The 21,956-nt window shown below is 40.1% G+C and carries 36 protein-coding genes; 34 read left to right on the top strand and 2 right to left on the bottom strand.

Features of this window, described 5'->3' with window-relative positions; genetic code table 11:
- Positions 1-269: 269 nt before the first annotated feature.
- A complete protein-coding gene (locus FGL37_RS04960; protein WP_028071582.1) occupies positions 270-740 on the bottom strand; it encodes a DinB family protein in 471 nt (156 codons plus the stop codon).
- 333 nt (positions 741-1,073) lie between these two features.
- Between FGL37_RS04960 and rplC the strand changes: the two genes are divergently transcribed.
- From rplC to FGL37_RS04790, 34 genes are all read left to right on the top strand, one after another.
- Positions 1,074-1,691, top strand: coding sequence for a 50S ribosomal protein L3 (rplC, locus tag FGL37_RS04955; RefSeq protein WP_028071581.1), 618 nt, complete (start codon positions 1,074-1,076; stop codon positions 1,689-1,691).
- 5 nt (positions 1,692-1,696) lie between these two features.
- Positions 1,697-2,326 (top strand): 50S ribosomal protein L4, encoded by a 630-nt coding sequence (rplD, locus tag FGL37_RS04950; RefSeq protein ID WP_028071580.1) that lies wholly within the window; start codon positions 1,697-1,699, stop codon positions 2,324-2,326.
- A gap of 1 nt (position 2,327) precedes the next feature.
- Entirely contained in the window at positions 2,328-2,618 is a 291-nt protein-coding gene (gene rplW / locus FGL37_RS04945) for a 50S ribosomal protein L23 (protein WP_028071579.1), read from the top strand.
- A gap of 6 nt (positions 2,619-2,624) precedes the next feature.
- Positions 2,625-3,452, top strand: coding sequence for a 50S ribosomal protein L2 (rplB, locus tag FGL37_RS04940; RefSeq protein ID WP_028071578.1), 828 nt, complete (start codon positions 2,625-2,627; stop codon positions 3,450-3,452).
- Positions 3,452-3,718, top strand: coding sequence for a 30S ribosomal protein S19 (gene rpsS, locus FGL37_RS04935; RefSeq protein ID WP_002997495.1), 267 nt, complete (start codon positions 3,452-3,454; stop codon positions 3,716-3,718). The genes rplB and rpsS overlap by 1 nt, the downstream gene beginning before the upstream one ends.
- Before the next feature lie 6 nt (positions 3,719-3,724).
- Positions 3,725-4,159 (top strand): 50S ribosomal protein L22, encoded by a 435-nt coding sequence (gene rplV / locus FGL37_RS04930; RefSeq protein ID WP_028071577.1) that lies wholly within the window; start codon positions 3,725-3,727, stop codon positions 4,157-4,159.
- A gap of 11 nt (positions 4,160-4,170) precedes the next feature.
- Positions 4,171-4,956 (top strand): 30S ribosomal protein S3, encoded by a 786-nt coding sequence (gene rpsC / locus FGL37_RS04925; RefSeq protein WP_028071576.1) that lies wholly within the window; start codon positions 4,171-4,173, stop codon positions 4,954-4,956.
- A gap of 62 nt (positions 4,957-5,018) precedes the next feature.
- Positions 5,019-5,441 carry a 50S ribosomal protein L16 gene (gene rplP / locus FGL37_RS04920; RefSeq protein ID WP_028071575.1) on the top strand — a complete coding sequence of 141 codons (423 nt, stop codon included), beginning with the start codon at positions 5,019-5,021 and terminating at the stop codon, positions 5,439-5,441.
- Positions 5,442-5,531: 90 nt separating this feature from the next.
- Positions 5,532-5,750 (top strand): 50S ribosomal protein L29, encoded by a 219-nt coding sequence (gene rpmC, locus FGL37_RS04915; protein WP_028071574.1) that lies wholly within the window; start codon positions 5,532-5,534, stop codon positions 5,748-5,750.
- Between the two features lie 14 nt (positions 5,751-5,764).
- Positions 5,765-6,019 (top strand): 30S ribosomal protein S17, encoded by a 255-nt coding sequence (gene rpsQ, locus FGL37_RS04910; RefSeq protein WP_028071573.1) that lies wholly within the window; start codon positions 5,765-5,767, stop codon positions 6,017-6,019.
- A 1-nt stretch (position 6,020) separates the two neighbouring features.
- Complete coding sequence (rplN, locus tag FGL37_RS04905) at positions 6,021-6,389, top strand: 50S ribosomal protein L14 (RefSeq protein ID WP_028071572.1); 369 nt, start codon at positions 6,021-6,023, stop codon at positions 6,387-6,389.
- 2 nt (positions 6,390-6,391) lie between these two features.
- Positions 6,392-6,736, top strand: a complete 345-nt coding sequence (gene rplX, locus FGL37_RS04900) for a 50S ribosomal protein L24 (protein WP_028071571.1) — start codon at positions 6,392-6,394, stop codon at positions 6,734-6,736.
- Positions 6,736-7,305, top strand: coding sequence for a 50S ribosomal protein L5 (gene rplE / locus FGL37_RS04895; RefSeq protein ID WP_028071570.1), 570 nt, complete (start codon positions 6,736-6,738; stop codon positions 7,303-7,305). Before rplX ends, rplE begins: the two co-directional genes overlap by 1 nt.
- Positions 7,298-7,567 (top strand): 30S ribosomal protein S14, encoded by a 270-nt coding sequence (gene rpsN, locus FGL37_RS04890; RefSeq protein ID WP_028071569.1) that lies wholly within the window; start codon positions 7,298-7,300, stop codon positions 7,565-7,567. Before rplE ends, rpsN begins: the two co-directional genes overlap by 8 nt.
- Before the next feature lie 138 nt (positions 7,568-7,705).
- Complete coding sequence (gene rpsH, locus FGL37_RS04885) at positions 7,706-8,104, top strand: 30S ribosomal protein S8 (RefSeq protein WP_028071568.1); 399 nt, start codon at positions 7,706-7,708, stop codon at positions 8,102-8,104.
- A gap of 21 nt (positions 8,105-8,125) precedes the next feature.
- Positions 8,126-8,680, top strand: a complete 555-nt coding sequence (gene rplF / locus FGL37_RS04880; protein ID WP_028071567.1) for a 50S ribosomal protein L6 — start codon at positions 8,126-8,128, stop codon at positions 8,678-8,680.
- Positions 8,681-8,685: 5 nt separating this feature from the next.
- A complete protein-coding gene (rplR, locus tag FGL37_RS04875) occupies positions 8,686-9,039 on the top strand; it encodes a 50S ribosomal protein L18 (RefSeq protein WP_028071566.1) in 354 nt (117 codons plus the stop codon).
- 13 nt (positions 9,040-9,052) lie between these two features.
- On the top strand, positions 9,053-9,571 hold the full coding sequence (gene rpsE, locus FGL37_RS04870; RefSeq protein ID WP_028071565.1) for a 30S ribosomal protein S5: 519 nt from the start codon (positions 9,053-9,055) through the stop codon (positions 9,569-9,571).
- Between the two features lie 5 nt (positions 9,572-9,576).
- Positions 9,577-9,756 carry a 50S ribosomal protein L30 gene (gene rpmD / locus FGL37_RS04865; protein WP_028071564.1) on the top strand — a complete coding sequence of 60 codons (180 nt, stop codon included), beginning with the start codon at positions 9,577-9,579 and terminating at the stop codon, positions 9,754-9,756.
- Between the two features lie 118 nt (positions 9,757-9,874).
- Positions 9,875-10,321, top strand: a complete 447-nt coding sequence (gene rplO, locus FGL37_RS04860; RefSeq protein WP_028071563.1) for a 50S ribosomal protein L15 — start codon at positions 9,875-9,877, stop codon at positions 10,319-10,321.
- 3 nt (positions 10,322-10,324) lie between these two features.
- Complete coding sequence (gene secY / locus FGL37_RS04855) at positions 10,325-11,662, top strand: preprotein translocase subunit SecY (protein WP_028071562.1); 1,338 nt, start codon at positions 10,325-10,327, stop codon at positions 11,660-11,662.
- 9 nt (positions 11,663-11,671) lie between these two features.
- Complete coding sequence (gene map / locus FGL37_RS04850; RefSeq protein WP_028071561.1) at positions 11,672-12,454, top strand: type I methionyl aminopeptidase; 783 nt, start codon at positions 11,672-11,674, stop codon at positions 12,452-12,454.
- Positions 12,455-12,528: 74 nt separating this feature from the next.
- The gene (gene infA / locus FGL37_RS04845; protein WP_002997456.1) at positions 12,529-12,747 is read left to right on the top strand and encodes a translation initiation factor IF-1; all 219 of its coding nucleotides are present in this window, start codon (positions 12,529-12,531) and stop codon (positions 12,745-12,747) included.
- 45 nt (positions 12,748-12,792) lie between these two features.
- Positions 12,793-12,909, top strand: a complete 117-nt coding sequence (ykgO, locus tag FGL37_RS04840) for a type B 50S ribosomal protein L36 (protein WP_013665024.1) — start codon at positions 12,793-12,795, stop codon at positions 12,907-12,909.
- A 27-nt stretch (positions 12,910-12,936) separates the two neighbouring features.
- Positions 12,937-13,314 carry a 30S ribosomal protein S13 gene (gene rpsM / locus FGL37_RS04835; RefSeq protein WP_028071560.1) on the top strand — a complete coding sequence of 126 codons (378 nt, stop codon included), beginning with the start codon at positions 12,937-12,939 and terminating at the stop codon, positions 13,312-13,314.
- Between the two features lie 10 nt (positions 13,315-13,324).
- Complete coding sequence (rpsK, locus tag FGL37_RS04830; protein WP_028071559.1) at positions 13,325-13,714, top strand: 30S ribosomal protein S11; 390 nt, start codon at positions 13,325-13,327, stop codon at positions 13,712-13,714.
- 61 nt (positions 13,715-13,775) lie between these two features.
- Positions 13,776-14,384 carry a 30S ribosomal protein S4 gene (rpsD, locus tag FGL37_RS04825; RefSeq protein WP_028071558.1) on the top strand — a complete coding sequence of 203 codons (609 nt, stop codon included), beginning with the start codon at positions 13,776-13,778 and terminating at the stop codon, positions 14,382-14,384.
- A gap of 95 nt (positions 14,385-14,479) precedes the next feature.
- Entirely contained in the window at positions 14,480-15,472 is a 993-nt protein-coding gene (locus FGL37_RS04820) for a DNA-directed RNA polymerase subunit alpha (protein ID WP_028071557.1), read from the top strand.
- A gap of 106 nt (positions 15,473-15,578) precedes the next feature.
- Positions 15,579-16,088, top strand: a complete 510-nt coding sequence (rplQ, locus tag FGL37_RS04815; protein ID WP_028071556.1) for a 50S ribosomal protein L17 — start codon at positions 15,579-15,581, stop codon at positions 16,086-16,088.
- 160 nt (positions 16,089-16,248) lie between these two features.
- Complete coding sequence (locus tag FGL37_RS04810; protein ID WP_028071555.1) at positions 16,249-17,394, top strand: aspartate aminotransferase family protein; 1,146 nt, start codon at positions 16,249-16,251, stop codon at positions 17,392-17,394.
- A 125-nt stretch (positions 17,395-17,519) separates the two neighbouring features.
- Positions 17,520-18,482, top strand: coding sequence for a Rossmann-fold NAD(P)-binding domain-containing protein (locus tag FGL37_RS04805; protein ID WP_028071554.1), 963 nt, complete (start codon positions 17,520-17,522; stop codon positions 18,480-18,482).
- Between the two features lie 52 nt (positions 18,483-18,534).
- On the top strand, positions 18,535-19,332 hold the full coding sequence (gene argB / locus FGL37_RS04800) for an acetylglutamate kinase (protein ID WP_028071553.1): 798 nt from the start codon (positions 18,535-18,537) through the stop codon (positions 19,330-19,332).
- A 27-nt stretch (positions 19,333-19,359) separates the two neighbouring features.
- The gene (gene proC / locus FGL37_RS04795; RefSeq protein ID WP_028071552.1) at positions 19,360-20,166 is read left to right on the top strand and encodes a pyrroline-5-carboxylate reductase; all 807 of its coding nucleotides are present in this window, start codon (positions 19,360-19,362) and stop codon (positions 20,164-20,166) included.
- Positions 20,156-21,220 carry a M20 family metallo-hydrolase gene (locus tag FGL37_RS04790; protein ID WP_028071551.1) on the top strand — a complete coding sequence of 355 codons (1,065 nt, stop codon included), beginning with the start codon at positions 20,156-20,158 and terminating at the stop codon, positions 21,218-21,220. Before proC ends, FGL37_RS04790 begins: the two co-directional genes overlap by 11 nt.
- Positions 21,221-21,254: 34 nt before the next feature.
- Here the strand turns inward: FGL37_RS04790 and FGL37_RS04785 are convergent, their stop codons facing one another.
- A complete protein-coding gene (locus FGL37_RS04785; RefSeq protein WP_028071550.1) occupies positions 21,255-21,728 on the bottom strand; it encodes an Lrp/AsnC ligand binding domain-containing protein in 474 nt (157 codons plus the stop codon).
- Positions 21,729-21,956 lie beyond the last annotated feature (228 nt).

Raw genomic sequence — 21,956 nt, 5'->3', positions numbered from 1 at the left:
TTATCCCTTGGAACATATTTCGAGTATTTGCCAAGTCCAAGATGATTCGATCTTTATGATAAAATCCTTAATCATGCCGTTATCGGCAATAATTAAGCAATATGTAGTTGTAATTTGTCGTATATTTGCCGGTAACGGCAGATATAATCAAAAGCTATGAATTATATTTCAGTAAGTGAGTTTGCAAAAAAATGGAATGAATACGTGCCCGGATTTCAACCCGAACACGTATGTCTCTTGTTCTCATCCTAAAATATCAGACTTGCTGATTATTCCCGCTCCCAGAAAAATGGAGGTTCAATACCAAGTAAGCGCAGGTAAACGTATCCCTGGCCACGGTGATGAATTTCATTGTCGATAAAATAAAGTATGCTGTGGATGATCGGTGACTTGTATTGTCCAAATAAGTTGAACTCTTCCGTAAAACGGTCTTCTGGAATTTTTCCGAACAATTCGATGATTTGTGGGGTGGCTTCGTCCCATGCCTGCAACAATTGCGCTTTCGTTGAATAATTCAGGTTCTCATCAAGCTCACCACTTTTGTTATCGACAATTTCCTGAAGTCCGGGTACGGCGATCCCCAGCAATTCTTTGACCATGGCAGCAAAAGGACGCATACCTTCCACCTTAAAATTGAATAATTCCTCTTCTGGAAATCTATCAATTGTCTGTCTTGTTAGATTTCTGTGGCCCAGCCAATGCTCGAGCAAAGTGTTTTTGGAAATGATTTCTGTTTTCATATCTATTTAATTATTTCATGAGCGCACGCCGCTCGGTTCGTTTGTCCCTAATGTTGTAAGACAAGTCAAAATTACCACAGGCTACGACAGCTGTATGGCAGCAGAAAAAATAAAAAGATTGTTTTCAGATTATTTTCGATTGTCGGTGACAGCGGGGAATGGGGTACGGAGAGTAGACTCCATGAAATGGAGCTAAGAAATATAAGAAAAATAATTCATTAATTATTTGACAGTTATAAAAATGTTTGTAACTTTGCAGTCCCTTAATGGGAATAGTATGTCTTGAGCGAAGCCCTACTGCTTCGAAGGACTTTTAATTAATTAATTTACAACATGTCAGGTATTATTGGAAAAAAAGTAGGAATGACAAGCCTGTTTAATGCTGAAGGGAAAAATATTCCTTGTACAGTGATTCAGGCTGGGCCGTGCGTGGTTACGCAGATACGTACGGAAGAAAAGGACGGCTACTCGGCAATTCAACTTGGTTTCGACGAAGCTAAGGAGAAAAACACGACAGCTCCTTTGAAAGGGCATTTTGCGAAAGCAAATACAACGCCTAAGCGTAAGTTGGTAGAGTTTAAAACTTTCCCAGATGCAAAACAACTTGGTGACGTAGTTGACGTTACAATTTTTGAAGAAGGTGAGTACGTAGATGTAGTCGGTACTTCAAAAGGTAAAGGTTTCCAAGGGGTAATGAAACGTCATGGATTTGGTGGTGTAGGTGGTGCGACTCACGGTCAGCACAATAGACTACGTGCTCCAGGTTCATTAGGTGCTTCATCATGGCCTTCACGCGTATTCAAAGGTATGCGCATGGCTGGTCGTACAGGTGGTGACAGGGTTAAAATTCAAAACTTACAGGTGTTGAAAGTTTACGCTGAGCAAAACCTTATCGTTGTTAGTGGTTCCATTCCAGGAGCTAAAGGTTCTTATGTAATCGTAGACAAATAGTAGAGATGGAAGTTAAAGTTTTAAATTTATCAGGTAAAGAAACAGGTGCCAAGGTGCAACTTCCTGAGTCGGTATTTGGGTTAGAGCCTAACGATCATGCGATCTATTTGGATGTGAAACAATACTTAGCGAACCAACGCCAAGGAACTCACAAATCTAAACAACGTAACGAAATCGCGGGTTCTACTCGTAAATTACACAAACAAAAAGGTACTGGTGGTGCTCGTGCGGGTTCTATCAAATCTCCATTGTTTAATGGTGGTGGTCGTGTATTCGGTCCTCAACCTCGTGACTACTCGTTCAAATTGAACAAAAAATTGAAACAAGTAGCACGTAAATCAGCGCTGTCTTACAAAGCGAAAGATAACAATGTAGTTGTTTTGGATGCAGTTCAATTCGATTCTTGCAAAACAAAAAACTATGTTGCTTTAGTAAACGCGTTGAATATTGCTGATGAAAAAACCTTATTGGTTTTACCAGCATACGATAAAAATGTTTATTTATCAAGCAGAAACTTGAAAAAAGCAAAAGTTGTTGTTGCTTCAGATTTGAATACATATGATGTATTGAACGCGACAAAATTGTTGTTAACTACAGATTCTGTTAAAACTTTGGAGGAAGCACTAGCTAAGTAATATGGAAATTATCAAAAAACCTATCTTGACTGAGAAAGCTTCTATCTTAACGGAAAAATTGAACCGTTACGCTTTCAAAGTAGATCACAGAGCAAACAAAATCCAGATTAAATCAGCTGTTGAAGCTATGTTCGGTGTTACAGTTGTTGCTGTAAACACTGCGGTAGTAGCCGGTAAAGCGAAAAGCCGTTACACGAAAGCAGGTTTTGTATCTGGTAGAGCTCCTAAGTATAAAAAAGCTATCATTACAATTAAAGATGGCGAAACTATTGACTTTTACAGTACTATATAATAAAAAATGGCAGTTAAAAGATTCAAACCGGTAACCCCTGGTACTCGTTTCAGAATAGGCGCAGATTATTCTGATGTTACTACAAACGTTCCTGAAAAATCGTTGGTAGTAAAAATCAACAAGAAATCAGGTGGTCGTAATAACTCCGGTAAAATGACTATGCGTTATATCGGTGGGGGACACAAAAAAGTATACCGATTAATAGATTTCAAACGCGATAAAAAAGATATCCCTGCAAAAGTAGCTACTATCGAGTACGATCCAAACCGTACTGCTCGTATTGCCTTGTTGCACTACGTTGATGGTGAAAAACGTTACATCATTGCTCCAGCTGGTTTACAAGTTGGTCAAACTGTAATTGCAGGCGATCATGTTGCCCCAGAAGTTGGTAATACATTGCCATTAGCAAACATTCCATTGGGTTCTATTATCCACAACATTGAATTAAATCCTGGTCAAGGTGGTTCAATCGCTCGTTCGGCTGGTACTTATGCTCAATTGTCTGCTCGTGATGGAAAATATGCCATCATCAAATTACCTTCAGGCGAAACACGTATGATCTTATTGACTTGTGTGGCTACAATTGGTTCGGTATCGAATCATGAAAGATCTAACCAAGTGTTAGGTAAAGCTGGTCGCAAACGTTGGTTAGGTCGTCGTCCAAGAGTTCGCGGTGTTGCGATGAACCCAGTTGATCACCCAATGGGTGGTGGTGAAGGCCGTGCTTCAGGAGGTCACCCACGCTCACGTACAGGTGTATTGGCTAAAGGCTTCAAAACACGTTACAAAAAGAAAACATCGAATCGTTACATCATTGAGAGAAGGAAAAAATAATGGCTCGTTCAATTAAAAAAGGTCCTTATATCGATCACAACTTAGAAAGAAAAGTTCTTTCTATGAATGAAACTAACAAAAAGTCAGTTATCAAAACATGGTCTCGTAGATCAATGATTTCACCTGATTTTGTTGGCCATACCTTCGCAGTGCACAACGGGAATAAATTTATCCCTGTTTATGTAACGGAAAATATGGTAGGTCACAAGCTTGGTGAATTCGCGCCTACGCGTACATTCAGAGGCCACGCAGAAAAGAAAAAATAATAGGTAATGGAAGCAACAAAAAAACTTAAAAAGTCTGTCTTAATTAGACAACGCAAAGAGCAAGAGAAAGCTCAACAAGGTGGAGCTTCGGATGCCAAATTATTGAACTGCCCTACTTCGCCTCGTAAGATGCGTTTGGTGGTAGACTTAATTCGTGGTGAGCGTGTTGAAAATGCATTATACATTTTAAAACACTCAAGCAAAGAAGCTGCTGCTCGTGTAGAAAAATTATTATTATCTGCAATCAAAAACTGGGAAGCCAAAAACGAAGGTAAATCAGTGGAGGATAGCGAACTATATGTAAAAGAAGTATCTGTAGGTGGCGGCCGTCAATTGAAAAGATTACGCCCAGCACCTCAAGGTCGCGGATACAGAGTTCGTAAACGTTCAAATCACGTTACATTGGTAGTTGATAGCAAATTAAACGTTGAACAAAACTAATTTATTGAGAAATGGGACAAAAAGCAAATCCAATAGGTAGCAGATTAGGAATCATCAAAGGTTGGGATTCTAACTGGTTCGGAGGTAAGAACTATTCCGATAAATTAGTTGAAGACGAAAAAATCAGAAAATATCTTTCTGTTCGTATTGCAAAAGGTGGTGTAGCTAAAGTTGTAATCGAAAGAACTTTAAAACGTATCACTGTTACGATTCACACAGCTCGTCCAGGTATCGTTATCGGAAAAGGTGGTCAGGAAGTGGACAAGATCAAGGAAGAGTTGAAAAAATTGACAAAGAAAGATGTCCAAATCAACATTTTCGAGATCAAACGCCCTGAATTAGATGCGAAGTTAGTCGCTGAAGGTGTTGCAAAACAGTTAGAGGCACGTATTTCATTCCGTCGCGCAATGAAAACTTCAATCGCTTCGACCATGCGTATGGGCGCTGAAGGTATCAAAATCATGTGTTCTGGTCGTTTGGGCGGTGCTGAGATGGCACGTACCGAACAATATAAAGAAGGAAGAACTCCTTTGCACACATTGCGTGCCGATATCGACTACGCTTTAGCTGAGGCATTGACTACTTACGGTAAAATTGGTATCAAAGTTTGGATCTGTAAAGGTGAGGTTTACGGTAAACGTGACTTATCTCCAAACATTGGCCAAGCATCAGGTGTGAAATCACGTGGCAACCACGAAGGTGGTGGCGAACGCCGTGACAACCGTAAAGGTGGCCGCGGAGGAAACAACCGTGGTGGCAACAACCGTGGCGGCAACCGTGCTCCGAAAAAAGATTAATAGAGTTTATTTAGATTACAACAAAAACCTGCTGAAGAAGCAGATTTAAAAAGTATACGAACATGTTACAGCCAAAAAGAACGAAGTTCAGAAAGATGCAGAAAGGCCGCATGAAAGGTAACGCTTCTCGTGGAGCGGAGTTAGCTTTCGGTTCTTTCGGTATCAAAACAATGGAGCAAGCATGGATCACTAGCCGTCAGATCGAGGCAGCTCGTATTGCGGTTACACGTTATATGAAACGTGAAGGTCAAGTTTGGATTCGTATTTTCCCTGACAAGCCTGTTACGAAAAAACCTGCAGAGGTACGTATGGGTAAAGGTAAGGGTGCTCCAGAATACTGGGTAGCAGTAGTACGCCCAGGCCGTATGTTATTTGAAGCAGAAGGTGTGCCTTTGGAAGTTGCCAAAGAAGCTTTACGCCTTGCTGCTCAAAAACTTCCGGTTCAAACTAAGTTTGTGATTCGTAGAGACTACGTTGAAGCATAAAATCTTGGTAATGTCATCATTTAAGCGTTAGGGCCGTTACCCCTAACGCTATATTAAACTGATGATAACCCAAATAACAACTGAAAAAACATGAAAAATTCAGAAATTTTAGAATTATCTAATGAGGACTTAGCAGCTCGTCTTGCAGAGGAGAAAGCAGCCCTTACGAAATTGAAATTTGCACATGCTGTTTCAGCTATTGAGAACCCTAACGTGATCAAAGCAGCACGCAAGACTATCGCTCGTATCAGTACAGAGATCAGTGCACGCAAAGCTGCAGCTAAAAATGAAACAGCCTCTGAGGCGTAAAATGTAAAGTCGAAATGGAAAGAAATTTAAGAAAAACAAGAATCGGCTTAGTAGTTAGCAACAAGATGGACAAATCTATCGTTGTAGCTGTTGAACGTAAAGTAAAACACCCTATCTACGGTAAATTCGTTAAAAAAACTACTAAATTCAAAGCTCATGACGAAACAAATACCTGCGGTATCGGCGATACGGTATTAATCATGGAAACTCGTCCGCTGAGTAAGACAAAAAACTGGAGATTAGTTGAAATTATAGAAAGAGCTAAATAACATGGTACAACAAGAATCAAGACTTAATGTAGCTGACAATAGCGGTGCTAAAGAAGTTTTAGTAATCCGTGTATTGGGCGGTACGCGCAAGCGTTATGCATCAATCGGAGATAAGATTGTTGTATCGGTGAAAAGCGCTTTGCCTTCTGGAAACGTGAAAAAAGGTTCGGTTTCCAAAGCAGTAGTAGTTAGAACTAAAAAGGAAATCCGTCGTAAAGATGGTTCTTACATCCGTTTTGATGACAATGCTGCTGTATTGTTAAATAATAATGATGAGCCACGTGGTTCACGTATCTTCGGCCCAGTTGCCAGAGAATTGCGTGAGAAACAGTTCATGAAAATTGTATCATTAGCACCGGAGGTTTTATAATTATGGCACAGAAAACAAAAACAACTAAGCACAAAATCAAAATTAAAAAAGGTGATTTGGTGAAAGTTATCGCTGGTAACTCTAAAGGTGTTCAAGGAAAAGTATTGACTGTTTTAGTGGATAAAAATAGAGCTATCGTTGAAGGCGCTAACATCGTAAAAAAACACACTAAACCAAGCGCAGCTAATCCTAATGGTGGTATCATTGAGAAGGAAGCTGGTATTCACATCTCTAATTTAGCGTTGATCGATCCTAAGACAGGTGAAACTACACGTGTAGGTCGTAAGTTAAATGCAGATGGCAAATTAGTTCGTTACGCTAAAAAATCAGGGGAGGAAATTAAATAATGACTTACGTACCAAGATTAAAAGTGAAATATGCGGAGGAAATCCGTAAAGCACTTCAAGAAAAATTTCAGTATAAAAGTGTTATGCAAGTTCCTAAACTTGAGAAAATTGTTGTTTCACAAGGCGTAGGAGCTGCTACAGCTGACAAAAAATTAATCGATAACGCTGTGGCTGAGTTGACTTTGATTACTGGTCAACAGGCTGTTGCTACAAAATCGAAAAAAGATATCTCAAACTTTAAATTGCGTAAAGGTATGCCGGTAGGCGCACGTGTTACTTTGCGTGATAATAACATGTACGAGTTCTTGGATCGTTTGGTAGCAGTATCGCTTCCACGTATCCGTGACTTCCGCGGCATCAACGATAAAGGTTTCGATGGTCATGGTAACTACAACTTAGGTATCACTGAACAAATCATTTTCCCTGAGATCAACATTGACAAGATCAACAAGATCCAAGGTATGGATATCACTTTCGTGACTTCTGCAAAAAATGATGTTGAAGCTTTAGAATTGTTGAAACAATTCGGTTTACCATTTAAAAATCAAAATACTAATAACAATGGCTAAAGAAGGATTAAAAGCACGCGAAGTAAAACGCGCTAAATTGGTAGCTAAATATGCGGCAAAACGTGCAGAATTAAAGGCTGCTGGCGATTACGTTGCATTAGATAAATTACCTAAAAATGCTTCTCCGGTACGTTTGCACAATCGTTGTAAATTGACTGGTCGTCCTAAAGGATATATGCGTCAATTCGGTATCTCTCGTGTAACTTTCCGTGAGATGGCTTTAGATGGCAAGATCCCAGGGGTGAAAAAAGCTTCTTGGTAATTAAAAAAAAATACTTAATTTTGCCCGGGCAATTCAGTGAAGGATTGCCGGGTTTTTTGCATTTTAAAATTGTTTAACAGATAGTAGGTCCCATACCAACGGTTGGGAGGGAAACCGCTGTCATAATTTTCATATATAATGACTACAGATCCAATTGCGGATTACCTTACACGAGTAAGGAATGCCATCAAGGCCAACCACAGGGTTGTTGAAATTCCTGCATCGAACCTTAAAAAAGAGATCACTAAAGTTCTTTTTGACAAAGGTTACATTGCTAATTACAAATTCGATGACAGTAGCGTACAAGGTACGATCAAAATTGCATTGAAATATAACCCAATTAGCAAAATTCCGGCTATTCGTACGTTGACACGTGTGAGTAAACCTGGTTTAAGAAAGTATGCAAGTGTTGAGACTATGCCTCGTGTTTTGAATGGTTTAGGTATCGCTATTTTGTCTACATCGAAAGGTGTGATGACAGACAAAGAAGCTAGACTTCAAAATGTTGGTGGTGAAGTTTTATGTTACGTTTATTAATCTAGGTAAAAACACAAAGAAATGTCAAGAATTGGAAAAGCGCCTATCGCTATCCCTGCTGGGGTAACTGTAACTATTTCGGACAAAAATTTAGTTTCAGTAAAAGGTCCTAAAGGCGAATTAACACAACAGGTTGACCGTGACATCAAAGTCGCTCAAGAAGATGGTAACATCGTGGTGACACGTCCAACTGATCAAAAGAAACACAAAGCATTACACGGTCTATACCGCTCCCTGTTGAACAACATGGTTTATGGTGTGACTGAAGGTTACAAAACTACTCAAGAGTTAGTCGGTGTAGGTTACCGTGCTTCAAGCACTGGTAGTGTATTAGAGTTAACTTTAGGTTTCTCTCACCAGATTGTTTTTGTATTGCCAAAAGAAGTTAAGGTATCAACTACTGCTGAAAAGGGTAAAAACCCTACGATCACTTTAGAATGTGCTGACAAACAATTGATCGGTCAGGTAGCGGCTAAAATCCGTGGCTTCCGTAAACCAGAGCCTTACAAAGGAAAAGGTGTCAAGTTTGAAGGGGAAGTGTTGAGAAGAAAAGCAGGTAAATCAGCTAAAAAATAATAATCATGGCAGGACAAAAAGCATCTCGTAGAGAGAGAATCAAAAAAGGAATCAGAAAAAACCTTGCTGGAACGTCTGAACGTCCACGTTTATCGGTTTTTAGAAGTAACAAAGGTATCTATGCACAAATTATTGATGACAACGCAGGTAAAACACTAGTTGCTGCATCTAGCTTGTCTAAAGAATTAGTTGCATCTGGTAACAAAGTTGAACAGTCTAAAGCTGTAGGTAAATTGGTTGCTGAAAAAGCGTTAGCAGCAGGAATTAATAAAGTAGTTTTTGACCGTAATGGGTACTTATACCATGGCCGTATCAAATCTTTGGCTGAAGGTGCTCGCGAAGGCGGTTTAGACTTTTAATCATAGAAAAGAAATGGCATTAAGCAATATAAAAAGAGTAAAATCGAGCGAAATTGAATTAAAAGATCGCTTAGTAAGTATCCAACGTGTAGCAAAAGTTACTAAAGGTGGTCGTACTTTCAGCTTCTCTGCAATTGTTGTAGTAGGTGATGAAAATGGTATTGTTGGTTATGGCTTAGGTAAAGCTAAAGAGGTAACTGAAGCAATTACTAAAGGTATCGACGATGCAAAGAAAAATTTGGTGAAAGTTCCTGTAATCAAAGGTACTGTTCCTCATGAACAATATGGCAAATATTCTGGTGGTTCTGTTTTGATCAAACCAGCTATTGCCGGTACAGGAGTTTTAGCAGGTGGTGCGATGCGTGCAGTATTGGAATCTGCTGGTATCAAAGACGTATTGGCTAAATCATTAGGTTCTTCTAACCCACACAACGTGGTAAAAGCAACTGTTACTGCTTTAGCAAACATGCGCGATGCATATACAGTGGCACAACACCGCGGTGTCGATTTAAATAAAGTATTTAACGGTTAATTATCATGGCAAAAATCAAAATCACCCAGATAAAGAGCGTTATCGACAGAAGCGAGCGCCAAAAGAGAACTATTGAGGCTTTAGGTTTAAAAAGAATCAACCACTCAGTAGAAGTTGAAGCTACTCCAGCAATTATTGGAATGGTACGTAAAGTAAACCATTTAGTAGCTATCGAAACTATTTAATATTAGCATATGGAAAGGCTCTTTGAGCTCTTTCCATTACTTGTTATTAATAATCAATATTTTTTAATCGCTAGTACCTGTTTAGTGAGAGCGAAGGGCTAGCACAATTTAGTTTAAGATGAACTTAAGTAATTTAAAACCTGCAAAAGGTTCTGTAAAGAGTAGAAAACGTATTGGCCGTGGTACTGGTTCAGGTCGTGGTGGTACTTCTACACGTGGCCACAAAGGTGCTGGTTCTCGTTCAGGTCACTCAACGAAAATCGGTTTTGAAGGTGGTCAAATGCCTTTACAACGTCGTGTGCCTAAATTTGGTTTCAAAAGCATTAACCGCGTGGAGTACAATGGTATCAACTTGGATACTTTGCAAACGTTGATCGAGAAGCACAATTTGACAGCTGTAGATTTCGATGCATTGAAAGCTCATGGATTGGTGTCTAAAAATGACAAAGTTAAAATCTTGGGCCGGGGTGAATTGAAAGCTAAAGTTGAAGTAACAGCGCACGCGTTTACTGCTTCTGCTCAAAAAGCTATTGAAGCTGCAGGCGGTTCTATCGTTAAAATTTAATAAATGAAGAAACTAATCACAACCTTAACCAATATTTGGAAAATCGACGATTTACGTACGCGTATTCTAAATACGTTACTTTTTCTGTTGATTTACCGTATTGGATGTCACGTGGTATTACCAGGTGTAAATCCTCACGCTTTGGCTTCTGGCCAGAAAGAGGGTTTATTGGGCCTATTGGATATGTTTGCGGGAGGATCTTTCTCTCGGTCGGCAATCTTTGCTTTAGGGGTAATGCCATATATCTCGGCATCCATTGTTGTTCAATTGCTGGGCATCGCGGTTCCTTACTTCCAAAAGATGCAGAAAGAAGGGGAAAGTGGTCGTCAAAAAATGAATCAAATTACCCGTTATCTAACATTAGGGATTACTTTGCTTCAGGCTTTTGCTTATGTACGTACTCAGATTGAGCCAAGTGCTAAGACAATTGCAGACCCATTGTTCACCATTCTGACTGCCATAGTTTTGACAGGCGGTACATTATTTGTGATGTGGTTAGGAGAGAAAATTACGGATAAAGGTATCGGTAATGGTATTTCCTTGATCATCATGACTGGTATTATCGCACAATTGCCAAGTGGTATCACTGCGGAATGGGTTTCTAGAATGGCGAAAGGTGGTGGTGGTCCAATTCCATTGTTGCTTGAATTTGTAGCTTTGTTCTTCGTTGTGATCTTTACGATTCTGATTGTACAAGGGGTTCGCAAGATTCCTGTACAATATGCGAAGAAAATTGTAGGCAATAAACAAGTCGGTGGCGTTCGCCAGTATATACCTTTAAAGGTAAATGCAGCGGGGGTAATGCCGATCATTTTCGCACAGGCAATTATGTTTGTGCCAATGAGTTTGGGACAGTTTTTCCCGAATCTTCAGTCTGAATTTTTGACCTCGCTGAGTAACTATACTTCTGTTGCGTATAACGTGACATTTGCGTTTTTGATTATCGCATTCACGTTTTTCTACACAGCAATTATGGTTAATCCACAGCAAATGTCGGACGACATGAAGAAGAACGGAGGATTTGTTCCGGGTATTAAACCAGGATTGGAAACTAGTAATTTTATAGACCGCGTAATATCAAATATTACATTTCCGGGGGCAATTTTCTTAGCGATCATTGCTATTTTACCTGCTATTGCAAGTTTGTTTGGTATTAATAATCAATTTGCGCACTTCTACGGAGGTACGTCCTTATTGATTTTAGTAGGTGTGGTGTTGGATACTTTGCAACAGATCGAATCCCATTTATTGATGCGTCATTATGACGGATTGATGAAAACAGGACGTATTAAAGGCCGTTCGGCCGCTTCTGTAGAGGGAATGGATCATTCGGCAATTTAATTTCTTTAGATGTCTAAAGTATTTTATAAGTCAGCAGACGATATAGAGCAATTGCGAAGGTCAGCAGATGTGCTTTCGCAATTGCTTGGTGAAATCGCAAAAGTGATTAAACCTGGAATAAAAACTATATCTCTTGATAAATTAGCTTATGAGTATATTCATGATAATGGTGGAACGCCAGCGTTCTTAAATTATCAGGGATTTCCATATTCTTTGTGTATTTCAGTCAATGATCAGATTGTTCATGGTTTTCCGGGTGATTATGAAATTAAAGATGGTGATCTTGTTTCGGTCGATGGTGGTGTCAATCTAAACGGTTTTATCAGTGATTCAGCTTATACCTTTGGTGTAGGCGAAATTTCTGAAGAGGCGCAGTTGTTACTGGATGTCACAAAGGAATCATTGTATAAGGGTGTTGAGCAGGCTGTGGCCGGTAAACGCGTCGGGGATATCTCTTCTGCTGTCCAGGAGTATGTCAATAAATTTGGGTTTGGCATTGTGCGCGAGCTGGTGGGGCATGGCGTTGGATATCACTTACATGAAAAGCCTGAAGTTCCGAATTATGGAAAACGCGGATCTGGCCCCAAGTTGGAGGAAGGTTTGGTCATTTGTATCGAACCGATGATCAATGCGGGACGAGCTGGTGTCCGTTTTTGGGACGATGGCTGGACGGTAAGTACAGTTGATGGAAAATTATCGGCGCACTTCGAGCAAATGGTGGCGATCCGTAAGGGGCAGCCAGATGTGTTGCTGACATTTGAACATGTAGAGAAAGTTTTGAATAAAAAGTAGTTGGTTTTCAATTATTTTTATTTATCTTTGCACTCCTGTTCGCAGGCTTTTAAATTAAATTTAATCGAGAATATATGGCTAAACAAGCCTCAATAGAACAAGACGGTATAATTAGAGAGGCACTTTCTAATGCTATGTTTAGGGTAGAATTGGAAAATGGACATGAAATCATTGCCCATATTTCAGGCAAAATGCGTATGCACTATATCAAGATTTTGCCCGGGGATAAAGTTAAGTTGGAAATGTCTCCTTATGATTTGACTAAAGGAAGGATCACTTATCGCTATAAGTAGTAGGTAAGCCTTTAATTAGCGCAAGCTTTTGAAAAAATAAATATCATGAAAGTAAGAGCATCAATTAAAAAACGTAGCGCGGACTGTAAGATCATCCGTCGTAAAGGTAAAGTTTTTGTAATTAACAAAAAGAACCCTAAGTTTAAACAACGTCAGGGTTAATCATTAAAAATAATAGCTTAATATTATATGGCAAGGATAGCAGGTATTGATTTACCTAAAAACAAAAGAGGTGTGATCGGCCTTACCTATATTTTTGGTATCGGTCGTGCAAGTGCTCAATATATCTTGGAAAAAGCTGGTATCAGCGAAGATGTGAAGGTGCAAGATTGGAATGATGAACAATTGTCAGCAATTCGTAACATCATTAATGACGAATTGAAAGTTGAAGGTGCGTTGCGTTCGGAGATTCAATTAAACATCAAACGTTTAATGGATATCGGCTGTTACCGTGGACTACGTCACCGTAAACACTTACCAGTTCGTGGTCAGCGTACTAAAAACAACTCACGTACTCGTAAAGGTAAACGTAAGACAGTTGCAAACAAGAAAAAAGCTACTAAATAATAAATAAGAAATGGCTAAAACTAAAAAAGCTGCAAAAAAGCGTATCGTTGTTATTGAACCTGTAGGTCAGGCTCACATTAACGCAACGTTTAATAATATCATTGTAACTTTGACTAACAATCAAGGACAAACTATTTCTTGGTCTAGTGCTGGTAAAATGGGTTTCCGTGGTTCTAAAAAGAACACGCCGTACGCAGCTGGTCAAGCTGCTCAAGACTGTGGAAAAGTTGCTTATGACTTGGGTTTGCGCAAAGTAGAAGTGTTTGTTAAAGGACCTGGTGCTGGTCGTGAATCTGCAATCAGAACATTACAGACTGTAGGAATTGATGTGACAACTATTAAAGACATCACTCCACTTCCTCACAACGGTTGTCGTCCTCCAAAACGCAGAAGAGTTTAATTAATTTTAAAGATAAGATTCGTCGGCTACAGGCTGATAGATACTTTAATTGTAAAAGAAAATGGCTAGATATACAGGACCTAAGTCCAAAATTGCCCGTAAATTTAGAGAGCCGATCTTCGGCCCAGATAAAGCGTTAGAAAAGAAAAATTATCCTCCTGGACAACACGGAGCTTCTAAACGCAGAGGTAAACAATCTGAATACGCTATTCAGTTGTTGGAAAAACAAAAAGCAAAATACACTTACGGTGTGTTAGAGCGTCAATTCTCTAACTTATTTGTTAAAGCTGCCTCTAAACAAGGTATTACAGGTGAAAACTTCCTAAAATTATTGGAAGCTCGCTTAGATAACGTAGTTTACCGCTTAGGTATTGCTACTACTCGTGCTGCTGCGCGTCAGTTAGTATCTCATAAACACATTACTGTTAACGGAGAAGTTGTTAACATTCCATCATATAGCTTGCGTCCAGGTGACGTTGTAGCCGTTCGTGAACGTTCTCAAACACTTGAAGCCATCACAAATTCAGTTGCAGGTCGTACTGTAAATAAATTTTCTTGGTTAGAGTGGAATGCGAAAGAATTGAAAGGTACTTTCTTAAGCTATCCAGAAAGAGCTGATATTCCTGAAAACATTAAAGAGAACTTAATCGTTGAGTTATACTCTAAATAATAAATAAAATAGAAGCATGCATAGTCCAATTTTTGGGGTATGCATCTTCTATTGTATTACAATTATTATTACAAATAAACATTAAAAGAAAATAAATGGCAATTTTAGCATTTCAAAGACCGGATAAAGTTATCATGCAAAAATCTACGGATTTTGATGGTACGTTTGAATTTCGTCCATTGGAGCCTGGTTTTGGTGTAACCATTGGTAATGCTTTGCGCCGTATTCTATTGTCCTCGTTAGAAGGATATGCAATTACGTCGATAAGGTTTTCTGGCGTTTCGCACGAATTTTCAACGATCAAAGGTGTTGTTGAAGACGTAACTGAAATTATCTTGAACTTGAAACAGATCCGTTTCAAAAAAACAGGTGAGATTGGCGACAGCGAAAAGGTATTTGTAGTAATCAATGGTCAAGAACAATTCTTAGCTGGTGATATCACAAAATTCTCTAATAACTTTACTGTCTTAAACCCAGACTTAGTAATCTGTAATATGGATAACTCAGTGACAATTGAATTGGAATTGAGTATTGCTAAAGGTCGTGGATACGTAAATGCAGATGAGAACAAGGTTGCCGATGCTCCAGTTGGTGTTATCGCAATCGATTCGATCTTTACTCCGATTAAGAATGTTAAATATACCATTGAGAATTACCGTGTAGAGCAAAAAACCGACTATGAGAAATTGTTGTTGGATATCTCTACAGATGGCTCAATTCACCCCGAAGAGGCTTTGAAAGAGGCTGCTAAGATTTTGATTCAACACTTTATTTTATTCTCCGACGAGAATATGCTTCTTGAGTCTCAAACGAAAGAGGAAACTAAGGTTGTTGATGAGGAAATCTTACATATGCGTAAGATCTTGAAAACAGAATTAGTAGATCTTGATCTTTCAGTTCGTGCATTGAACTGCTTGAAAGCTGCTGATATCCGTACATTGGCTGAGTTGGTAACATACGACGTAGCTGATATGCTGAAATTCAGAAACTTCGGTAAAAAATCGTTAAGTGAAATTCAGGAATTGGTAAAATCGAAAGGTTTGTCATTCGGAATGAACTTAGCCAAATATAAATTAGACGAAGAATAATAAATTATTAAGCGACCACTAGTCGTAATTCCTTTTGGCCAATCCTATGGGAGTATTTCCATAGTTTACATACAAAAACGGTACGATTAGTATAATAAAATCCAAAATGAGACACGGAAAAAAAGTAAATCACTTAGGCCGCACGGATAGCCATAGAAAAGCAATGTTGGCTAACATGGCAACGTCATTGATCAAACACAAACGTATTACTACTACTTTGGCTAAAGCTAAAGCGTTACGTACCTATGTTGAGCCTTTGATTACTAAATCTAAAAACGATACGACTCACTCTCGTCGTACAGTATTCGCTTACTTGAAAGATAAAGATGCAGTTTCTATCTTATTCCGCGAAATATCTGAAAAAGTAGCTAACCGTCCAGGTGGTTATACGCGTATCATCAAAATGGAAAACCGTTTAGGTGATAATGCGGAAATGGCTTTCATCGAGCTGGTTGATTACAACGAAATCTACGGTAAAAAAGCTGCTGCTGCTGAGAAAAAAGCTACTCGCCGCCGTGGTGGTAAAAAAGCTGCTGCTCCTGCGCCTGCTGAAACGGAAGCTCCTGCTGAAGTGAAAGCTGAGGTTGAAGGTGAAGAAAAAGTTGACGGAGAATAATAGTTGCTCTGTTCTATAAAATAAAAAAAGTCTCCTTTTTAAGGGGACTTTTTTTATTTTATAGCCAATCCTACCGTTATAACTGATATATTTGTAATGCTAAAATCTGATCGCTTTTCTGATGCTAGCTATTTCGTTTATCAATCTATAATTCATTAAGATGAAACCATTTGATGTTTATCCCATTAATCCCATTAACATAGTTAAGGCTAGTGGGTCTACGGTGTGGGATGCCGAAGGAAATGCTTATTTGGACTTGTATGGAGGGCATGCCGTGATTTCAATCGGCCATACCCACCCACATTATGTAAAGCGTATCACGGATCAGTTGAACCGTATTGGCTTTTACTCGAACTCTGTGGAGATTCCAATTCAGCGTGAACTGGCTCGATTACTTGGAGAGGTTTCTGGCAAGATGGATTATGATTTATTTCTTTGTAACTCCGGAGCCGAAGCGAATGAAAATGCGTTGAAACTTGCTTCTTTCTATAATAAGAGACGAAAGGTGATCGCTTTTTCGAAATCCTTTCATGGAAGGACCTCATTGGCCGTAGCTGCTACAGATAATCCGAATATAGTGGCGCCTGTTAATGAAACTGAAAATGTGATATTTCTGCCATTTAATGATGAAAAAGCTCTTCAGGACGCTTTCGGCACCTATGGCGACGAGATCTCGGCTGTGATTATTGAGAGTATTCAGGGTGTTGGCGGGATAAGGGAAGCTTCTATTCCATTTCTCCAATTGATCCGCTCGCTATGTAATCAGTATAATGCGGTATTTATAGCGGATGAGGTACAATGTGGTTATGGCCGGACGGGTCTTTTCTATGCACAGGACTATTCAGGGGTGGAGGCCGATATTTATACGATGGCGAAGGGTATGGGCAATGGATTCCCCATCGGAGCAATAAGTATATCTCCGAAATTTAAAGCTGTTCATGGTAGCCTGGGTACGACTTTCGGCGGTAACCACCTAGCCTGCGCTGCGGCATTGGCCGTACTGGAAGTGATTAGGCAGGATAACCTGATGGAGAACGCACTGCAGGTTGGACAATATCTTATCGATGAACTGAAGAAAATTGACGATATCGTTGAGGTCCGTGGCCGAGGGCTGATGATTGGGATTGAATTGCCCGCTTCTTTGGCGCATGTTAAAAAAGACCTGCTATTAAAGGATCGCATTTTCACTGGTGAAGCCAAGCCGAACGTTATACGCTTACTACCGGCATTGAATATCACCAAACAGCATGCCGATCAGTTTCTGTCGGCTCTACAACAGCAATTAAAGGCTGTTACAGTACTGTAATATACTATGATGTTGCTGTATCCGTTATTTAAGATGGGGCGGCGAATGGTATGGGTTAACATTAATATAAATGGAGTGAAACTAGCTTAGCTGTTTAGAAGACACTCATATAGATAATTACATTGATGAAAAAGTTTTTCTCTGTTAAGGACGTTGACAGCGTAGCGGATGTTGTGCAAGAAGCCTTGGCGTTAAAGTCATCACCTTTTGATTTTCAGGAGCTTGGTAAGCACAAGACTCTGGGGCTGGTGTTTTTAAATCCTAGTTTGCGTACGCGTTTGAGTACGCAAAAAGCGGCGATGAATCTGGGTATGAATGTGATGGTGATGAATATGGACAAAGACGGTTGGGCTTTGGAGACTCAGGACGGTATTGTTATGAATGGCAGTACAGTGGAGCATATTCGTGAAGCAGCAGCAGTAATGGGAGAGTACTGTGATATTCTTGGATTGCGTTCCTTTCCAAAGCTAAAAGATCGCGAAGAAGACTATAGTGAAGATCTGTTTAATAAATTCATTAAGTATTGCGGCGTGCCTGTCGTTTCCCTTGAGAGCGCCACGCGCCACCCACTGCAGAGTCTGACGGATATGATCACGATTACTGAGCATAAGAATGTGGCCAGACCAAAGGTCGTATTGGCGTGGGCACCGCATGTGAAAGCCTTACCTCAAGCTGTGCCAAACTCATTTGCTGAATGGATGTGCAAAGCTCAGGAAGAAGGATTGGTGGACTTTACAATCGCACAGCCCATGGGCTACGAACTGAGCGACGACTTTACTAAAGGAGCGACCATATCAACTAATCTGAATGAAAGTCTAAAGGGGGCCGATTTTGTCTATGTGAAAAATTGGTCGTCTTATGAGGAGTATGGCGAAGTGTATACGGTGGATGAAGACTGGATGATGGACAATGAAAAGTTAGCCGTGACAAACAGTGCTAAAGTCATGCATTGTCTGCCTGTACGACGGGATCTTGAGCTGTCATCGGAGATTTTGGATGGGCCAAATTCACTGGTTATTAAAGAAGCGAGCAATCGTGTCTGGGCGGCTCAGGTTGTCTTAAAACGTATGCTGGAAGAGCTAGGATAAATCCTAACCTTTTGATTATTGGAAAAACTATTTTATAGGGAAAAGTTGCGTAATGGCAAATAGTGTATTAAATATTATAAAAATCGGCGGAAATGTTATAGATGATGAAAGTCAGCTGGATTCCTTCCTGGAAAAATTCTCCGCATTATCAGGGAAAAAAATTTTGGTGCATGGTGGCGGTAAGATCGCTACCCGCTTAGCGAACGAATTGGGTATACAAGCGCAAATGGTCGAGGGGCGAAGAGTGACCGACGAGGATATGTTACGCGTGGTAACTATGGTGTATGCAGGCTTGACAAATAAGACGATTGTAGCTAAACTGCAAAAATTAAAATGCGACGCAGTGGGCCTTTCTGGCGCCGATGGCGACGTTATCAAGGCGATAAAGCGACCAGTTAAAGATATTGACTACGGCTTTGTCGGAGATTTATTGCATGATTCTGTCAATACACTGGCGATCAAGAAATTTTTGGAAGCCGGATTTGTTCCTGTATTCTCGGCGATAACACATAATGGTCTGGGTCAATTGCTGAATACAAATGCAGACACGATCGCGTCTTCGCTGGCAGTTTCATTGGCTTCACTTTATGAAACATCGCTAGTCTACTGCTTTGAGAAAAATGGCGTGCTCCGGGACATTACGGACGAAAACTCCGTAATACCGGCAATCAAATCCGAGGAGTTTGAATATTTAAAGGAATCAGGCGTGGTAAACGAAGGCATGATCCCAAAATTACAAAATGCATTTAACGCTATAAACAAAGGCGTACAGGAAGTGTATATTGGCAACGCCAACAACCTACACTTGTTTCAACAAGGGCAGTTTGGTACCTGTTTGACATTAAAATAATATGTAATCTAACCTAAACCGAATACTATGAAAAAGGTCACCATCATTGGCAGCGGAAATATTGGTCTTTCACTGGCCAAGGGGCTTGTAAAGAGTCAATTTGCACAAGCTTCTGATATTACACTGACGCGAAGAAATTTAAACGCTTTAGCTGAGGAGGCGAGTCAAGGATTTATCGTAAGCAATGACAATAAAGCTGCTGTAAAAAGTGCTGATATTGTTGTATTCGCTATTCTACCACAGCAACTCAAAAAGGTGTTGATGGAGGTATCTCCTGTCGTCGACAAGGGAAGACAGATTTTCGTATCTATTGCCTCTGGTGTGTCCTGTGCTGACCTGAAGGCTGAATTGGGGGAGGACGCGACTGTCATACGTGCTATGCCGAACACGGCGATTGCCATCGCCCAGTCGATGACCTGTATCGCCAGCGATAGTGCTTCAACAGAAAGTTTAGAGCAAGTAGAGAAAATGTTTGAGACGGTCGGATCGGTTGTGATCATCAACGAGGACCTGATGACCTCGGCGACAGCGCTCTGCGCCTGTGGGATTGCATTTTTTCTGCGTGCTATACGTGCAGCATCCCAGGGTGGGGTTGAAATAGGCTTTCATGCACATGACGCACTGAAAATGGCTGTTCAGACCGCCAAAGGTGCTGCAGATCTCTTGCTGCATACAAATGCTCATCCCGAGAGAGAGATTGATAAGGTGACCTCTCCAAAAGGATGTACGATTGCCGGCCTGAATGAAATGGAACATAATGGGTTTAGTTCTGCATTTATTAAGGGTATAAAATTGTCTGCAGATAAAGCAGGAGGGTTATATAATGAGGGATAAGGATGGCTTATTTCGTGATAGCCTAGCATTATTGAAAAGGTTAATCAGCTTGCCGTCCTTGAGCAGGGAAGAAACCTTAACGGCAAACTTGCTTGTGGAGTTTTTTAATGAGCGCGGTATCAGAACTTTTAGGAAAGGCAATAATGTCTGGGCATACAATGCACATTACGATATAAATAAGCCAACCATTCTACTTAATTCACACCATGACACAGTAAAAGCGAATACAGGATATACGCGCGACCCACTGGCGGCGACAGAAGAGGACGGCAAACTGTATGGCTTGGGTAGTAATGATGCTGGAGGCTGTTTAGTGTCGCTAATCGCAGCTTTTAGGTACTTCTATGAACATGCTGACCTAAAGTATAATTTCTGTTTCGTGGCAAGTGCAGAGGAGGAAATTTCAGGTAGAGATGGTATAGAGTCTGTGCTTGCGGATATCGGCCCTATCGATTTTGCCATCGTGGGTGAGCCGACGTTAATGCACTTGGCTATTGCGGAAAAAGGGCTCATAGTATTGGACTGCGTAGCTAGGGGAACGGCAGGACATGCTGCCCGTGACGAAGGTGACAACGCTATTTACAAAGCGATCAAAGATATCCAATGGTTTAAGGACTATACCTTCGAGAAGACATCGCCGACATTGGGCCCGATTAAAATGTCAGTGACTGTCATTCAGGCTGGTTCGCAGCATAATGTAGTGCCTGCTACCTGTAGTTTTGTCGTGGACGTGAGGACGACTGACGCTTATTCTAATGAAGAAACACTGGAAATCATAAAATCTCATGTTGCTTCTGAAGTAACTGCGAGGTCCACCCGGCTAAAATCTTCCTCCATACCAGAACAGCATCCCATCGTGCAGTCCGGACTGTCGTTCGGCAGGAAACTATATGGCTCACCAACAATGAGCGATCAGGCGCTTATTCCCGTGCCTTCGTTGAAGCTTGGCCCCGGAGACAGTGCAAGATCCCATATGGCGGATGAGTTTATTTATATTGATGAGATTAAAGAGGGGATAGACCTGTATATAGCGCTGCTGCAAAAAATAGTATAAAAAAGCCTCCTACATGGAGGCTTTTTTTATTAGATTAGAGCAGACTAATCTGACGTTTAATGCTTTCTTCGAGAGAAATGATTGTCTCTGTACGTTGTATTCCCGGTACAGATTGGATATCTTCATTCAGTACCTTTCTGAGGTGCACCGTATCCCTGCAGATGATTTTCGCAAAGATACTATACTGTCCAGTACAATAGTGTAATTCAACAACCTCTTTGATTTCTTTTAATTTGTCTACCGCATCTGCATATTGTGAACCTTTTTCTAGATAGATACCCAAGAACGCAGTAATATCAAAGCCTACTTTTTGTGGATTGATAATCAGGTTTGAACCCCGGATGATACCTAACTCTTCCATCTTCTTCATTCTAACATGAATTGTGCCGCCGGATACAATCAGCTTTTTAGCTATTTCTGTGTAAGGGATGGAGGCATCGTTCATTAGAATAGACAAGATTTGGATATCCAAATTGTCTAGATCATAGTTTGCATATTGATTTTCCATTAACAATGGTTTTTTTATGTTTTCATCATTTGGTCAATGCACGTAAATCTGACCAACAACTAAAATAATTAAATTTATTTCAAAATTACTAAGAATTTTCGGTTTATAGATGTAAATTTAATAAAAAATAGTTATTGATATTGATAATGTTATTATCGAATACCGTCTCTACAGATGTACAGATGACGGTGCCAAGTATTCAGATATCAATATAAATGCGAAAAATAA

The organism is Sphingobacterium thalpophilum, assembly GCF_901482695.1.
Taxonomy (GTDB): Bacteria; Bacteroidota; Bacteroidia; order Sphingobacteriales; family Sphingobacteriaceae; genus Sphingobacterium; species Sphingobacterium thalpophilum.
The sequence above is the reverse complement of the archived record's forward strand: the minus strand, read 5'-3'. Positions and strand labels throughout refer to the sequence as shown.

Bases quoted from the DNA above. Each gene is read 5' to 3' on its own strand.
- infA (WP_002997456.1), top strand. From the start codon at position 12,529: ATGGCTAAACAAGCCTCAATAGAACAAGACGGTATAATTAGAGAGGCA.
- FGL37_RS04810 (WP_028071555.1), top strand. From the start codon at position 16,249: ATGAAACCATTTGATGTTTATCCCATTAATCCCATTAACATAGTTAAG.
- rpsN (WP_028071569.1), top strand. From the start codon at position 7,298: ATGGCTAAAGAAGGATTAAAAGCACGCGAAGTAAAACGCGCTAAATTG.
- rplR (WP_028071566.1), top strand. From the start codon at position 8,686: ATGGCAGGACAAAAAGCATCTCGTAGAGAGAGAATCAAAAAAGGAATC.
- rplO (WP_028071563.1), top strand. From the start codon at position 9,875: ATGAACTTAAGTAATTTAAAACCTGCAAAAGGTTCTGTAAAGAGTAGA.
- rpsS (WP_002997495.1), top strand. From the start codon at position 3,452: ATGGCTCGTTCAATTAAAAAAGGTCCTTATATCGATCACAACTTAGAA.
- rpsC (WP_028071576.1), top strand. From the start codon at position 4,171: ATGGGACAAAAAGCAAATCCAATAGGTAGCAGATTAGGAATCATCAAA.
- rpmD (WP_028071564.1), top strand. From the start codon at position 9,577: ATGGCAAAAATCAAAATCACCCAGATAAAGAGCGTTATCGACAGAAGC.
- ykgO (WP_013665024.1), top strand. From the start codon at position 12,793: ATGAAAGTAAGAGCATCAATTAAAAAACGTAGCGCGGACTGTAAGATC.
- FGL37_RS04805 (WP_028071554.1), top strand. From the start codon at position 17,520: ATGAAAAAGTTTTTCTCTGTTAAGGACGTTGACAGCGTAGCGGATGTT.
- rplX (WP_028071571.1), top strand. From the start codon at position 6,392: ATGGCACAGAAAACAAAAACAACTAAGCACAAAATCAAAATTAAAAAA.
- map (WP_028071561.1), top strand. From the start codon at position 11,672: ATGTCTAAAGTATTTTATAAGTCAGCAGACGATATAGAGCAATTGCGA.
- rpsE (WP_028071565.1), top strand. From the start codon at position 9,053: ATGGCATTAAGCAATATAAAAAGAGTAAAATCGAGCGAAATTGAATTA.
- FGL37_RS04960 (WP_028071582.1), bottom strand. From the start codon at position 740: ATGAAAACAGAAATCATTTCCAAAAACACTTTGCTCGAGCATTGGCTG.
- rplD (WP_028071580.1), top strand. From the start codon at position 1,697: ATGGAAGTTAAAGTTTTAAATTTATCAGGTAAAGAAACAGGTGCCAAG.
- rpsK (WP_028071559.1), top strand. From the start codon at position 13,325: ATGGCTAAAACTAAAAAAGCTGCAAAAAAGCGTATCGTTGTTATTGAA.
- rplB (WP_028071578.1), top strand. From the start codon at position 2,625: ATGGCAGTTAAAAGATTCAAACCGGTAACCCCTGGTACTCGTTTCAGA.
- secY (WP_028071562.1), top strand. From the start codon at position 10,325: ATGAAGAAACTAATCACAACCTTAACCAATATTTGGAAAATCGACGAT.
- FGL37_RS04790 (WP_028071551.1), top strand. From the start codon at position 20,156: ATGAGGGATAAGGATGGCTTATTTCGTGATAGCCTAGCATTATTGAAA.
- rplW (WP_028071579.1), top strand. From the start codon at position 2,328: ATGGAAATTATCAAAAAACCTATCTTGACTGAGAAAGCTTCTATCTTA.
- rplQ (WP_028071556.1), top strand. From the start codon at position 15,579: ATGAGACACGGAAAAAAAGTAAATCACTTAGGCCGCACGGATAGCCAT.
- rpsQ (WP_028071573.1), top strand. From the start codon at position 5,765: ATGGAAAGAAATTTAAGAAAAACAAGAATCGGCTTAGTAGTTAGCAAC.
- rplP (WP_028071575.1), top strand. From the start codon at position 5,019: ATGTTACAGCCAAAAAGAACGAAGTTCAGAAAGATGCAGAAAGGCCGC.
- rpsD (WP_028071558.1), top strand. From the start codon at position 13,776: ATGGCTAGATATACAGGACCTAAGTCCAAAATTGCCCGTAAATTTAGA.
- rplC (WP_028071581.1), top strand. From the start codon at position 1,074: ATGTCAGGTATTATTGGAAAAAAAGTAGGAATGACAAGCCTGTTTAAT.
- rplE (WP_028071570.1), top strand. From the start codon at position 6,736: ATGACTTACGTACCAAGATTAAAAGTGAAATATGCGGAGGAAATCCGT.
- rpsH (WP_028071568.1), top strand. From the start codon at position 7,706: ATGACTACAGATCCAATTGCGGATTACCTTACACGAGTAAGGAATGCC.
- rpmC (WP_028071574.1), top strand. From the start codon at position 5,532: ATGAAAAATTCAGAAATTTTAGAATTATCTAATGAGGACTTAGCAGCT.
- rplV (WP_028071577.1), top strand. From the start codon at position 3,725: ATGGAAGCAACAAAAAAACTTAAAAAGTCTGTCTTAATTAGACAACGC.
- rplN (WP_028071572.1), top strand. From the start codon at position 6,021: ATGGTACAACAAGAATCAAGACTTAATGTAGCTGACAATAGCGGTGCT.
- FGL37_RS04785 (WP_028071550.1), bottom strand. From the start codon at position 21,728: ATGGAAAATCAATATGCAAACTATGATCTAGACAATTTGGATATCCAA.
- argB (WP_028071553.1), top strand. From the start codon at position 18,535: ATGGCAAATAGTGTATTAAATATTATAAAAATCGGCGGAAATGTTATA.
- rpsM (WP_028071560.1), top strand. From the start codon at position 12,937: ATGGCAAGGATAGCAGGTATTGATTTACCTAAAAACAAAAGAGGTGTG.
- proC (WP_028071552.1), top strand. From the start codon at position 19,360: ATGAAAAAGGTCACCATCATTGGCAGCGGAAATATTGGTCTTTCACTG.
- rplF (WP_028071567.1), top strand. From the start codon at position 8,126: ATGTCAAGAATTGGAAAAGCGCCTATCGCTATCCCTGCTGGGGTAACT.
- FGL37_RS04820 (WP_028071557.1), top strand. From the start codon at position 14,480: ATGGCAATTTTAGCATTTCAAAGACCGGATAAAGTTATCATGCAAAAA.